We start from the raw sequence: 13286 nt of genomic DNA on the forward strand, positions 1-13286 counted from the left end.
GAGAGGACGAACGACCCCAGCCCCCCAGCCCGGGATGGGACGCGGGTCTCCCCCACGGCGCCGGCGGGGGCCAGGCCGCCCCCCCGCGGGGCGCCGCCCCCCTTGTCCGCGGGGTCGTTCCCCGCCGAGAGCGCGGCCCCCCCCTGCGGGGTCGGGCCCCCGGGGGCGTCGCCCCCTTCCCCCCCGGGGGGGGGGCCGGGGCCCCCTGCGGGGTCCCCCCCGCCGCACCCCGCCAGCGCGAGGGTCAGCAGGACCCCCGCCCACAGCCCCCTGGTTCTCGGTCCGATCATGGCCGCGCTCCCCTCGTCGCGTCCATTGTCAGCTGTTCCGGCCCCTCGCCGCCACCGTCCAGACGGCCTCGACGGCACCGTTCCGGACCACGAGCACCTCGTCCGCGCGGTTGACGGTCAGGCAGACGCGGTTGGGTACCGCGCGCAGGCGGGAGCCGAGGGGCGGGGGGGCCTCACCGTGCGGCACCCCGACGGGGGGGTGGGGCTCGGACAACGCCACGCGGTGGGGCGGATTCCCGAGCAGCCGCCCGTGCCCGGTGGCCCACGCCGCGCGGTCGCTGCCGAGCACCTTGCTGCCGGCGTCGACGACGAACCGGTCCGGCGCACCGTCCGCACCGGGCCGGAGACTGACCACCGTGGTCAGCACGGTCAGCGCGATGTCTTGGGGCCGGCAGTGCCCCAGTTCCCACTGCTGCGCGTCACCGAACACGTAGACGCCGGGCCGGAGCTCGGTGACGGCGCCCCCTGCGGTGAGGTGCGCGGACGGGGTGGACCCACCGCTGACGTCGAGGCTCGTGAAACCGGCGTCCTGCAGGGATGTGACGGCCGCGGACAGGGCATCCTGCTCGTCGGCCACGGCCGGGGCGGCGGCACCCGGGCCGTAGCTGTGACCCGGGAAGGTGAACACCCCCGCGACCGTCAGGCCCGCGGACCGCGCGGCACTCGCCGCCGCGACGGCGCCGTCGGGGAGCACGCCGCTGCGGTGGTGGCCGCTGTCCAGTTCCACACGTACCGGTATCCGCCGGACGCCGGCTCCGAGGTTCGAGGCCAGCTGCCGTGCACCGTCCGCGGAGTCCACGCCCACCGAGATCCGGATGCGGTCCGCCAGCGCCAGGAGACGCGCTGCCGCGGGAGCGTCCACCCACAGCGGGTAGGCGATGAAGACGTCGTCGATCCCCGCGTCGGCGAACACCTCCGCCTCCCCGATGGTGGCCACGGTGATCCCCGTGGCGCCGGCCTCCACCTGCAGGCGGGCGATCTCCGGGATCTTGTGCGTCTTGGCGTGCGGCCTGAGGGCGAGCCCGCGCTCACGGACGGACTGCGCCATGGAGGCGATGTTGCGTTCGAGGACCATGGCGTCGATCACCACCGCAGGGGTGGCGACGGCCGTGGGAACGGTCATCTTCACGGACACTCCTCGAGAGGCGTCCGCCCCGGACGCACCGGACCCACCGGACGCGGACACGGACCCTAGGAGGCCAGCCCCGGAGGGGTGAGGCCACCCGAGCACGCAGCGCCCGGCTCGCGGGTCTGCTCGCCCCGCACGTACTTGTCGAGGAAGGTCTGGAGCCGGGGGTCGTCCGCGGAGTCGACCTTCAGCTGCAGGCCCCAGGCACTGGCGGCCACGGGGACGTCGAGGGCGGGGTAGGGGCTGAGCAGCACGTAGGAGCGGGTTCCCACGAGCTCGGTGAGGGTGTCGATCTGATCCTGTCCGATCTCCGGGTCGTACGTGATCCAGACGGCCCCGTGCTCCATGGAGTGCACCGAGTTCTCGTTGGGGACCGGCTCCGTGTACACACCGCAGTTGGTCCAGATCGAGTTGTGATTGCCTCCCACCGGCGGTGACTGCTCGTACTCCACGGGTCCGGCGACGTGCTCGAAGGTCACGTCCGGGTACTCCTGCACACCCTCGATGTCCTGTGCCGCCGCTTCGTCGCGCCCGCGGTTCTCGTTCACCTGGGACACGATCACGAGGACCACCGCGACGATGACCGCGACGATGACCGCACCGATCCCGCCGAAGATGGCGGCGTTGCGTTTACGCTCACCCGCGCGCTGCTGGGCTTGGACGGCGGCCAGTCGCGCCTGGCGGTCCTGGTTCTCCTGAGACCTCTTCTTGTTCAAGGGGTGTCCTTCGGTGCTGGGACGACGGCGGCGTGCGTCGCGAACGGGGTGTTTCCACGGACAAATCTACCGGGGCGGCGGCGGGACCCCGTGCAGGCGCCTCACCGCGGACGTGGCTACAGGTCTGCCAGCAGGCCCTCCATCAGGTTGATCTCCGACTGCTGACCCACCTGTATCTTCTCCGCCAGATCCCGTACCTGATCGGTCTCCGCGAGCTCGGCACCTGCCGCGGCCATCTGCACACCGGCCCGGTGGTGGGTGATCATGAGCTCCAGGAACAACCGCGCGGCGTCGTCCCCGGTCGCGGCGCGCAACTCGTCGAGCTGTTCGTTCGAGGCCATCCCCGGCATGCGACCGTCCGGTAGCAGCATCGACTCCCCGGCCGAGCCCATGTCCATCCCCATGCCCGCGTGGCCCCCCGAGGCTCCCGCCATCCATTCCATCCGGGGCTGGGAGGTGCTCTGCGGGAGGTTCCACTCCTCGAGCCACGCGTACATCTGGCCGGCCTGGCCCTGCTGCGTGGTCGCGATGTCGTAGGCCACGGTGCGGAGGACCTCGTCGTCGACCTTGTCCCGGACGATCAGGGACATCTCGACGGCCTGGTGGTGGTGCACCTGCATGTCGCGGGCGAACCCGGCGTCGGCACTGGTGGTGTTCGGGTGGTCCGGACCGGCGGAGACCCGGCCTGCGGTGAACGCGAGCGCGAAGAGGGCGACGACGGCGATCCCGGCGAGGATCAGGAGGATCCGCCTCTGCCAGAGCGGCAGCGAGAGTGTCATGGATGTCCTTGGATCGGTGATGTACCAGTGGGTGATGCTACGGCAGAGCGCTGGATGTTCCCTAGGAGCGGACACCGCGCCGCCGACTTGTCCTGCATACCCCCCAGGGGTACCTTGGACACATGCGAGGACGACAGTGACGACGACGGCGGACGATCCGGGAAGCGCTGCGGCAGCGCCCGGGTACACCGCGGACAAGGATGCCTACCTGAAGCGCCTGAGGCGTATCGAGGGCCAGGTGCGCGGGATCGCGCGGATGGTGGAGGAGGACAAGTACTGCATCGACGTCCTCACCCAGGTGGCCGCCGTCAACAAGGCACTGCACGCGGTCTCCATGGGCCTGCTCGAGGAGCACATCTCGCACTGCGTGGTGGGCGCCGCCCGCGAGTCGCAGGTCACCGGGAGCACCGACGCCGTGCAGGAGAAGGTCCAGGAGGCGACGGCGGCGATCGGCCGCCTGCTCCGCTAGACACACCGAGTTCAGCCACCGAGGAGAAGAACCATGAACACCACCACGATCACGATCACCGGCATGACCTGCGAGCACTGCGTCCGCGCGGTGACGAGCGAGGTCTCCGAGCTCCCCGGAGTGGAAGGCGTCGACGTCGAGCTCGTGAACGGCGGCGAGTCCGTCGCCACGGTGTCCTCCTCCGGGCCCCTGGACGCAGCGGCCCTCGAGGCGGCCGTGGACGAGGCCGGGTACTCCGTCCAGCGGATCGACGGCTGAGATGACCGCCGGGCGCACCACCGAGCAGCCACGGGCGCAGGACTTATCGATGCAGGAGCAGCGCGTGGTGGAGCTCTCCATCCAGGGCATGACCTGCGCCTCCTGCGTGGGCCGGGTGGAGCGCAAGCTCGGCAAGCTTCCCGGGGTCGAGGCCAGCGTGAATCTGCCGCTGGAGCGCGCCGTGGTGCGCGTCCCGGCCTCCGTCAGCGACGCCGACCTGGTGGACACCGTGGTGCGGACCGGTTACGGCGCCTCCGTGGTGCACCCGGAGGACGCCCCCGCGGACGACGCCGGTGCGGCACCCCGGCTCGCTGCACGGCTGGACGTCGCCGCCGTCCTGTCCCTCCCGGTGCTGCTGATCTCGATGGTGCCCGCGCTCCAGTTCCCCGGCTGGGGCTGGGTGGTGCTGGTGCTCTCCCTCCCGGTGGTCACCTGGTCCGCGTGGCCGTTCCACCGCGCCGCCGCCCTCAACGCGCGTCATCTCTCCTCCACCATGGACACGCTCGTCTCGATCGGCGTGAGCGCCGCGTTCCTCTTCTCCGCCTGGCAGCTCCTCGCGGATCCGTCCATGACCCAGCACGTGGGCATGTCCATGACCGAGCACTCGCTCTACTTCGAGGTGGCCGCCGTGGTGGTCACCTTCCTCCTGCTCGGCCGTTCCCTCGAGGCGTCCGCCAAGCAGCGGGCGGGTAACGCCCTGACCTCGCTCCTCGGCCTCGGCGCCAAGGAGGCACGCGTGCTGCGCACCGTGGACGGCGAGCGCACGGAGGTCACCCTCCCGGTGGGCACCCTGATCCCCGGCGACGAGTTCCTGGTGCGTCCCGGGGAGAAGATCGCCACCGACGGCGTGGTGGTGGACGGGCACAGCGCGGTGGACACCGCGCTGCTCACCGGTGAGAGCGTCCCCGTGGAGGTGGGCGTCGGCGACGCCGTCACCGGCGCCACGATCAACACCTCGGGCCGGCTCGTGGTGCGTGCCACGCGGGTGGGCTCGGACACCGTGCTCTCCTCGATGGGCCGACTGGTCAGTGACGCGCAGAGCGGGAAGGCGCGGATCGCCCGCCTCGCGGACCGCATCAGCGCCGTGTTCGTGCCGGTGGTCCTCGGGATCGCGGTGGTCACCTTCCTCCTCTGGATGCTGCTGAGCGGGGATCTCGACGCCGCCTTCACCGCCTCCGTCACGGTCCTGGTGATCGCGTGCCCCTGCGCCCTGGGCCTGGCCACGCCCACGGCCCTGCTCACCGGCACGGGCCGCGGCGCACAGCTCGGCATCCTCATCCGCGGACCCCAGGTCCTCGAGGACACCCGGACCGTGGACACGATCGTGCTGGACAAGACCGGGACCGTCACCACGGGCGTCATGGCCGTGGACGACGTCGTGCCGCTCTCCGGCACCTCCGCGGCCGAGGTGCTGCGCCTTGCGGGTGCGGTCGAGGCGGCGAGCGAGCACCCGATCGCCCAGGCCGTCACCCGCCGTGCGGTCCGCGACGGCAGGATCCCCACCGCAGCGGACTTCACCAGCGCACCGGGCGGCGGCGTCCGGGCACGGGTGGACGGCGCCGTGGTGACCGCCGGCCGGACCGGGTGGCTGGAGCAGCACGGCATCCGTCCCACTTCCGACCAGGCGGACGCCTTCGACGCCGCCGAGAACAGCGGCCGGACGGCGGTGTGGGTGGCCCTCGACGATGCGGTGGCCGGCGTCATCACCCTCGCCGACACGCTGAAGGACGACTCCCGGGAGGCGATCGGGCGCCTGCGCGGGCTCGGGCTGCGGCCCGTCCTGCTGACCGGGGACAACGCCGCGGTGGCACGGCAGGTGGCCGCCGCCGTCGGCATCGACGCCCAGGACGTGCATGCGGGGGTGAGCCCCGAGGGCAAGGTGGAGGTGATCCGCGCACTGCAGGACGCCGGGTCCACGGTGGCCATGGCGGGCGACGGCGTGAACGACGCCGCGGCACTCGCCCGGGCCGATCTCGGCATCGCGATGGGTTCCGGCACCGACGTGGCCATCGAGGCGGCGGACCTCACGGTGATGGGCAACAGCCTGGAGCAGGTGGCCCGGGCGATCGAGCTCTCCCGCCGCACCCTCGGCACCATCAGGGCGAACCTGTTCTGGGCCTTCCTCTACAACGCCGTGGGCATCCCCGTGGCCGCGCTCGGGCTGCTGAACCCGATGCTCGCCGGTGGTGCCATGGCAGCCAGTTCGGTGCTCGTGGTGCTGAACTCCCTGCGCCTGCGGAACTTCGGGGCGTAGGGAGCTCAGCACTGCTCCAAAGGATCTTTCTCCGTCGATGTCAGGCAGGACATCTCGGATATATAACGATTTTCCCGATGCTTGATGATTGCTTGTGTGATGGATAAGTTGTCTTCGCCTACATATTGTCGATGGTGACATCGGCCGGGTGCTACAGAGTCTGTATCAGCTCGATCCAGCCACAAGGCGAACCATACGCATCTCGCCGCTCCTGCCGGCACCATGCCACGGCTCCACCCATCGGTCGGATCCTTCTCAAAGGTTCAACCCATGACCATGACCAAGAAACTCCCGGCCGTCCTCCTCGCCGCCGGCCTCGTCGCCGGACTGTCCGCCTGCGCTCCTGCAGGATCGAGCAGCCCCGCTGCCGAGGGAGAGGCCGCCACCTGCAACGTGGGGATCTCCATGCCCACACGAAGCCTCGAACGCTGGATCAACGACGGTGAGGGGCTGAAGGAGAAGCTCGAAGCAGCCGACTGCACCGTCGACCTGCAGTACGCGGACAACAAGACCGACCAGCAGATCAGCCAGATCCAGAACCAGGTGGCCGGTGGGGCGAAGATCCTCGTCGTCGCAGCCATCGACGGCCAGACCCTCGGCCCCGCACTCGAGGACGCCGCGTCGCAGGACGTCCAGATCATCGCCTACGACCGCCTGATCAACGGCACCGAGGCCGTGGACTACTACGCCACCTTCGACAACTACAAGGTGGGCCAGCTCCAGGGCCAGTTCATCGAGGAGCAGCTCGGACTCGCCGACGGTGAGGGTCCCTTCAATCTCGAGCCCTTCGCCGGCAGCCCGGACGACAACAATGCCGCGTTCTTCTTCGCCGGGGCCTGGGACGTCCTGCTGCCCTACGTCGAGTCCGGCAAGCTGGTCGTCCCCTCCGGCAAGTCACCCACGGACAACGACGGTTGGAAGGCCATCGGCATCCTCGGCTGGGGCTCCGACGACGCCCAGGCCGAGATGGACAACCGCCTGCAGTCCTTCTACACCGGCGGCGACAAGGTCGATGTCGTGCTCTCGCCCAACGACAGCCTCGCGCTCGGCATCGAGGCATCCCTCGACGCCGCGGGCTACGAACCGGGTAGCGACTGGCCCATCATCACCGGGCAGGATGCTGACGTCGCCAATGTCAAGGCCATCCTGGCGGACCAGCAGTCGATGACCGTCTGGAAGGACACCCGTGAACTGGGCAGTCAGGTCGAGTCGATGATCACGTCGATCGTCGCGGGTGACGAGGTCGAGGTCAACGACACCGAGACGTACGACAACGGCACCAAGGTCGTCCCCTCGTACCTCCTTGATCCCGTGGTGGTGACGAAGGACGACGTCGAGTCGACCCTTGTGGAGTCCGGCTTCGTCAAGGCGGCAGACGTCGGTCTCTGACCTCCCGGAACGGGGTACGGCCAGGGCCGCACCCCGTTCCTCCCCTCCAGCGAAGCGAGAACAGCATGAGTGACGTCATCCTCCGGATGGACGAGATCGTCAAGGAGTTCAACGGCATCAGGGCGCTCGACGGCGTCTCCGTAGGCGTGGAGCGCGGCGAGGTACACGCCATCTGCGGCGAGAACGGGGCAGGCAAGTCCACTCTGATGAAGGTGCTCAGCGGTGTCTACCCGCACGGCAGCTTCGACGGGACGATCACGCTCGACGGGAAGCCCGTCGCCTACGGCTCGATCAATGACAGCGAGCGCGACGGCGTGGTCATCATCCACCAGGAACTGGCGCTCAGCCCGTACCTGTCCATTGCCGAGAACATCTTCCTGGGCAATGAGGTCCAGCGCGGCGGGGTGATCGACTGGAACAGGACGAATCTCCTGGCCACCGAGCTCCTCACACGCGTGGGACTGCAGGAGAACCCGGCGACGAAGGTCCTCGAACTGGGCGTGGGCAAGCAGCAGCTCGTCGAGATCGCGAAGGCGCTGTCGAAGGATGTCAAGCTCCTCATCCTCGACGAGCCGACGGCAGCCCTGAACGACGACGACTCAGCGCACCTGCTGGGACTGATCGAGCAGCTGCGCACCCAGGGCATCACGTCGATCATCATCTCCCACAAGCTCAAGGAGATCCGCGCCATCGCAGACACGGTCACCGTGATCCGCGACGGGCGGACCATCGAGTCCTTCCGGGTCACGGACAGTGACGACATCGAGACACGCATCATCCGCGCCATGGTGGGGCGGCCCCTCGACCACCAGTTCCCACCGCGGGAACCTGACATCGGCGAGGAGAAGTTCCGGGTCGAGGACTGGACCGTCCACCACCCGATCGACGTCGACCGTGTCGTCGTCGATCGTGCATCCTTCTCCGTCCGCGCAGGCGAGATCGTCGGCTTCGCCGGACTCATGGGAGCGGGTCGGACGGAACTGGCGATGAGCATCTTCGGACGTTCCTACGGGAGCGGGATCTCCGGACGGGTCTACAAGGACGGCAAGGAGATCCAGACACGGACCGTCGGTGAGGCGATCCGGAGCGGGATCGCCTACGTCACGGAGGACCGCAAGCGCTACGGCTTGAACCTGATCGGCAGCATCACCGTCAACGTCTCGGCGGCCGCTCTCGGGAGACTCGCGCGGCTCGGGATCATCGACCGCAACAGGGAGTACGCAGTCGCCGACGACTACCGCAAGCAGATGAACATCAAGACGCCGAGTGTCTCGTCCGTGGTGGGCACCCTGTCCGGCGGGAACCAGCAGAAGGTCGTGCTCAGCAAGTGGATCTACTCGGGGCCGGACGTGCTGATCCTCGATGAGCCGACGCGGGGCATCGACGTGGGTGCCAAGTACGAGATCTACGGGATCATCAACGAGATGGCAGCCCAGGGCAAGGCCGTGATCGTCATCTCGAGCGAGCTGCCCGAACTGATCGGGCTCTCGGACCGCATCTACACCATCGCGGAAGGCAAGCTCACCGGCGAGCTGGATCGCGCCCATGCCAGCCAGGAGGAACTCATGCGCCACATGACCGCCGCCCGGAACACAGGAGTTCAGGCCTCATGACCACCGCCACCCCACAGCAAGCCACCAGCCCCGTGCCGCCACGGCCGGAACCCGCACGGAAGAAGCGACGCCGGGTCGACATGCGCCAGTACGGCATCCTCGCCGCCCTGGCCGTCATCATCCTGCTGTTCCAGGTCCTCACCGGCGGCCGCCTGCTGTACCCCGGCAACGTGAGCAACCTCATCCAGCAGAATGCCTACGTCCTCATCCTTGCCATCGGGATGGTGATCGTGATCATCGCGGGCCACATCGACCTGTCGGTGGGATCGATCGTCGCCACCGTCGGAGCGGTCGCCGCGCTGTCGATGAACAATTGGGGGCTTCCCTGGGGTGCCGCCGTCGCACTGTCGCTCCTCGTAGGGGCACTGATCGGGGCTTGGCAGGGGTTCTGGGTCGCCTTCGTGGGCATACCGGCATTCATCGTGACGTTGGCCGGCATGCTCGTCTTCCGCGGTGTGGCGCTCGTGCTGCTGACCGGGGGGACGATCAGCGGTCTGCCGCGGGCCTTCAACTCCATCGGTTCCGGCACGCTTCCCGCCACCGGTACACCTGATCTCATCACCTTGGGTATCGGGGCCCTGGCGTCCCTGGCCCTGGTGGTCCAACAGCTCAAGGGACGCACCGACCTGCGCCGCCTGAATCTTCCCCGTGAGCGCACGGTGTCCTTCGTCCTGAAGATCGTCATCGCCGTCGTCGCCATCATGTACCTGTGCTACCTGCTCGCCTACAACCGCGGTACGCCGATCATCCTCGTCATCCTCGCGACGCTCGTCCTGCTCTACTCGTTCCTGCTCTCGCGGACGGTCTTCGGTCGCCACGTGTACGCCATGGGAGGGAACCTCTATGCGGCGATGATGTCCGGTGTGAAGACGAAGTGGGTGAACTTCTTCATCTTCGTGAACATGGGGTTCCTCGCCGGTCTCGCCGGAGTCGTCAGTACCGCCCGCGCGGGCAGTGCTGTGGCCTCGGCCGGGCAGAGCTTCGAACTCGATGCCATCGCCGCCGTCTTCATCGGTGGCGCAGCGGTCCAGGGTGGTGTGGGCACCGTGGTCGGTGCGGTGATCGGTGGCCTCGTGATGGGTGTCCTCAACCAGGGGTTGTCCATCCTCTCGGTGGACGCGGCCTGGCAACAGGTCATCAAGGGACTCGTGCTCCTGCTGGCCGTGGCCTTCGACGTCTACAGCAAGCGTCGGGGAGGCCGCTGACAGCGGGAGGAGCACCTCGTCACGCCAGCGGTACCAGAGGCCGGGACGTCCGCGGCATCATGGACGTCCCGGCCAGGAAGATCGGCTCCCGCGCAGTGCGAGGGAGCCCGGCGTCAGTCCCCCACGGCGTCGCGCCCACGGCGCACGATCAGCGGATCGACGGCGTGGATCACCGAGGTGTCCTTGCCCTCGTAGTCGAACTGGTCGAGGAAGAACCGCATGGCATTGATGCGCGCGCGCTTCTTGTCGTTGGACCGCACGGTGATCCAGGGTGCGTGGTCGGTGTCCGTCCGGAGGAACATCGCCTCCTTGGCCTCCGTGTAGTCGTCCCAGCGGTCGAGGGACGCGAGGTCCATCGGGGAGAGCTTCCACCGGCGCACCGGGTCGATCTGCCGGATCGCGAAGCGGGTCCGCTGCTCACGACGCGTCACGGAGAACCAGAACTTGGTGAGGTGGATCCCCGATTCCACGAGCATCTTCTCGAAGTCCGGTGCCTGCCGCATGAAGGTCTCGTACTCCTCCTGCGTGCAGAACCCCATCACCTTCTCCACATTGGCCCGGTTGTACCAGGAGCGGTCGAACATGACGATCTCCCCCGTGGTGGGCAGGTGCTGCACGTAGCGCTGGAAGTACCACTGCCCCTGCTCACGGTCGGAGGGCTTGCCCAGCGCCACCGCGCGAGCGGCACGGGGGTTGAGGTGCTCGGTGAACCGCTTGATCGTGCCGCCCTTGCCGGCGGCGTCCCGGCCCTCGAACACGATCACGTGCCGCAGGTCGTTGTCCTGCGCCCAGTACTGGAACTTCAGCAGCTCGATCTGCAGCAGGTACTTCTCCAGCTCGTACGCCTGCCGGGTGACCCGCTCCGCGTAGGGGTAGTCCTCCCGCCACGTCTCCACGGCGGATCCCCCGGGGTCCACCAGCTCCGGATCCTGGCCCTCGCCCCCGCGGATCGTGTACCCCTCGCTCACCAGGTGGTCGATCGCCTCACGGAGATTGTCCCGCACCCACCCCTGGTCGTCGGAGTCCCAGGCGCTGCTCGCGTCCACCATCACCCTCTGCTCTCCCTCGGACCGCACGGTCGGCGGCAGTCTAACAGCGCCCGGTGACCGGCCGGGGTCGGACCGGGAATACTCCCGACGCACGCTTAGGCTTGCAGCGTGGGAGGACAGCGGGTGGTCGAGGGCATGGAGCGGCACCAGGTCCTCCTGTACCTCGGCGCGATCCTCGTCGGCGGCCTGATCGGGTGGTGGATCCCGGCGGCCGGCGGACCGCTGGGGAGCGCGATCACCCCGGTCCTGGGGCTGCTGCTGTTCGCCACCTTCCTCGGCGTCCCGTTCTCGAGGATCGGGCAGGCCCTCCGCGATGCGAGGTTCATGAGCACGGTGATGGTGCTGAACTTCCTGGTGGTACCCGCCGTCGTCCTCGGCCTCTCCCGCTTCGTCGCCCACGACCGGGCCCTGCTGGTCGGGGTCGCGATGGTCCTGCTCACACCGTGCATCGACTACGTCATCGTGTTCTCCGGGCTCGCCGGTGGTTCGAGCGACCGCCTCCTGGCCGCGGCACCCCTGCTGATGCTCACCCAGATGCTGTTGCTGCCGCTCTACCTGCTGGTGCTGATCGGCCCCGGTCTCGTCTCGGCGGTGGAACCCGGGCCGTTCGTCGAGGCCCTCGTGGTGCTGATCATCCTGCCGCTCACGGCGGCGGCCCTGACCCAGCGATGGGCCCGCCGCGCACCGGCTGGACGACAGCTCACCTCGCTGATGCAGGACCTCATGGTCCCGCTGATGATGCTCACCCTCGCCGTGGTGGTGGGATCCCAGATCGTGGGTGTGGGGATCGAGCTGGGCTCACTGCTCGCGGTGGTGCCGGTGTACGTGGCGTTCCTGCTCGTCATGGTCCCCGTGGGACTGCTCGCCGCGCGCATCGCACGCCTGGATGCCGGGAGCACCACCGCCGTGGTGTTCAGCGGCGCCACCAGGAACTCCCTCGTGGTCCTCCCGCTGGCCCTGGCACTACCCGAACCTCTGGCCCTGGTGCCCCTGGTGGTGGTGACGCAGACGCTCGTGGAACTCCTCGGCATGATCACCCTGGTCCCTGTGCTCCCGAGGATCCTCCGAGCCCTCGCACCACCCGCCCGGCGGAGGTCCTAGGTGTCCTGCCTGGGGGAGCGCTCGCCGTAGCGGGGTTCCTCGTCGTCGTGCCCGTCGGTCGGTTCGGTCGGAGCAGGGCGGTCCGGTCTGGCCGAGGACCGGTTGACCCCCGACCCCCTGCTGAGGTGTTCGGCGTTGGGTGTCTCCGCCATCATGAGCATCGCGAGGATGACCAGGGAGACGATGAACGCGATACCCGCGGCGGTCAGACCGAGGTCCACGCGCAGGACCTGGCTCCCACCGCCGGTGGCGAAGATCGAGGTGGCCACCCCGGCCACCACGGCGAGCACTGCGGAGAATACGAGTGGTGCCTTGATACCGTGACGCAACCGTCCCTGCCTGGGCTTCCCGGGTTGACTCCTGGCCACGGGGCTCCTTCCGGTGGTACGTGTCTTCTACAGGGCGTAGAGGTGCTAGTTTACGGGGTTCTCCCGCTGAGCGGCACCGGGGGATACCGGTGCGCTGAGCGCTGAATCGTGTCGGAGGCTGAGGGCGGCGATACCGAGCAGGACGGCGGTGATCAGCGCCCCCCCGCCGGTCACGCCCAGCAGCGCGTGCGCGCCCAGCCGTTCGAAGAAGGGCAGGAGCACGCCGGTCGCCGCCGTGACCACACCCGCGGTGACGAGATCCCGTGCCGCGGCATGCCCCCGCACCGCCAGACCCCGCACCAGGTCGGCGCACCCTGCCACCACGAGGGCTGCGGCGCCCGCGTAGGCGAACACGCCGTCCTCGACCAGGATCAGGGTGGCCACGCCGGCGATGCCGAGGAACGTCCCGCCCACGAACTGCAGCGCACCGGGACGCATGCGCACCACGCGGTGGGTCCAGAGATGCGCGGCGCCGAGGAACAGGAGGTACAGACCTCCCGCCACGGCCAGCACGGCGGTGGTCGGCTCACGCCAGAAGATGGTCACCAGCCCGAACACGCCGCTGATCACCGCACGCGCGAGGAACGGCCGCCACACCGAGAACTCGGCGGCGGGGCGGGCACCCTGGGCGGGCGATGCGTCGGCCATCGAGGACCTTCCGGGAGT

Annotated in this window: 13 protein-coding genes and 1 pseudogene; 7 read left to right on the forward strand and 7 right to left on the reverse strand. The window is 69.0% G+C overall.

Annotation, left to right across the window (positions count from 1 at the left end; all coding sequences use genetic code 11):
- The 4 genes and pseudogenes from AC792_RS17840 to AC792_RS14770 all read right to left on the reverse strand — a co-directional run.
- A pseudogene (locus AC792_RS17840) lies at window positions 1-290 on the reverse strand (hypothetical protein); the annotation flags it as partial.
- 28 nt (window positions 291-318) lie between these two features.
- Window positions 319-1413: an alanine racemase gene (locus AC792_RS14760; RefSeq protein ID WP_049831311.1), complete on the reverse strand. Its 1095-nt coding sequence runs from the start codon at window positions 1411-1413 to the stop codon at window positions 319-321.
- Between the two features lie 68 nt (window positions 1414-1481).
- Window positions 1482-2135, reverse strand: a complete 654-nt coding sequence (locus AC792_RS14765; protein WP_049831254.1) for a DUF3105 domain-containing protein — start codon at window positions 2133-2135, stop codon at window positions 1482-1484.
- Between the two features lie 116 nt (window positions 2136-2251).
- Window positions 2252-2914 (reverse strand): DUF305 domain-containing protein, encoded by a 663-nt coding sequence (locus AC792_RS14770; protein WP_049831255.1) that lies wholly within the window; start codon window positions 2912-2914, stop codon window positions 2252-2254.
- Window positions 2915-3050: 136 nt separating this feature from the next.
- Here AC792_RS14770 and AC792_RS17845 point away from each other — a divergent pair, with 136 nt between their 5' ends.
- From AC792_RS17845 to mmsB, 6 genes are all read left to right on the forward strand, one after another.
- Window positions 3051-3383, forward strand: a complete 333-nt coding sequence (locus AC792_RS17845) for a metal-sensitive transcriptional regulator (RefSeq protein ID WP_049831256.1) — start codon at window positions 3051-3053, stop codon at window positions 3381-3383.
- Between the two features lie 33 nt (window positions 3384-3416).
- Window positions 3417-3641, forward strand: a complete 225-nt coding sequence (locus AC792_RS14780) for a heavy-metal-associated domain-containing protein (protein WP_049831257.1) — start codon at window positions 3417-3419, stop codon at window positions 3639-3641.
- Between the two features lies 1 nt (window position 3642).
- A complete protein-coding gene (locus tag AC792_RS14785; protein ID WP_082177792.1) occupies window positions 3643-5895 on the forward strand; it encodes a heavy metal translocating P-type ATPase in 2253 nt (750 codons plus the stop codon).
- Window positions 5896-6165: 270 nt separating this feature from the next.
- Window positions 6166-7284 carry a multiple monosaccharide ABC transporter substrate-binding protein gene (gene chvE / locus AC792_RS14790; RefSeq protein WP_049831259.1) on the forward strand — a complete coding sequence of 373 codons (1119 nt, stop codon included), beginning with the start codon at window positions 6166-6168 and terminating at the stop codon, window positions 7282-7284.
- A gap of 65 nt (window positions 7285-7349) precedes the next feature.
- Complete coding sequence (mmsA, locus tag AC792_RS14795) at window positions 7350-8897, forward strand: multiple monosaccharide ABC transporter ATP-binding protein (protein WP_049831260.1); 1548 nt, start codon at window positions 7350-7352, stop codon at window positions 8895-8897.
- Entirely contained in the window at window positions 8894-10102 is a 1209-nt protein-coding gene (gene mmsB, locus AC792_RS14800) for a multiple monosaccharide ABC transporter permease (RefSeq protein WP_049831261.1), read from the forward strand. Before mmsA ends, mmsB begins: the two co-directional genes overlap by 4 nt.
- A gap of 113 nt (window positions 10103-10215) precedes the next feature.
- Here mmsB and ppk2 read toward each other — a convergent pair whose 3' ends face one another.
- On the reverse strand, window positions 10216-11151 hold the full coding sequence (gene ppk2, locus AC792_RS14805; RefSeq protein WP_049831262.1) for a polyphosphate kinase 2: 936 nt from the start codon (window positions 11149-11151) through the stop codon (window positions 10216-10218).
- Window positions 11152-11286: 135 nt separating this feature from the next.
- On the opposite strand from ppk2, the gene AC792_RS14810 reads away from it, so the two are divergent.
- A complete protein-coding gene (locus AC792_RS14810) occupies window positions 11287-12252 on the forward strand; it encodes an arsenic resistance protein (protein WP_049831312.1) in 966 nt (321 codons plus the stop codon).
- Here the strand turns inward: AC792_RS14810 and AC792_RS14815 are convergent.
- Complete coding sequence (locus AC792_RS14815) at window positions 12249-12620, reverse strand: hypothetical protein (protein WP_235436825.1); 372 nt, start codon at window positions 12618-12620, stop codon at window positions 12249-12251. The genes AC792_RS14810 and AC792_RS14815 overlap by 4 nt on opposite strands.
- A 45-nt stretch (window positions 12621-12665) precedes the next feature.
- Window positions 12666-13268, reverse strand: coding sequence for a hypothetical protein (locus tag AC792_RS14820; protein WP_049831263.1), 603 nt, complete (start codon window positions 13266-13268; stop codon window positions 12666-12668).
- Between the last annotated feature and the right edge of the window lie 18 nt (window positions 13269-13286).

The organism is Arthrobacter sp. RIT-PI-e (assembly GCF_001187915.1).
Lineage (GTDB): Bacteria > Actinomycetota > Actinomycetes > Actinomycetales > Micrococcaceae > Arthrobacter_D.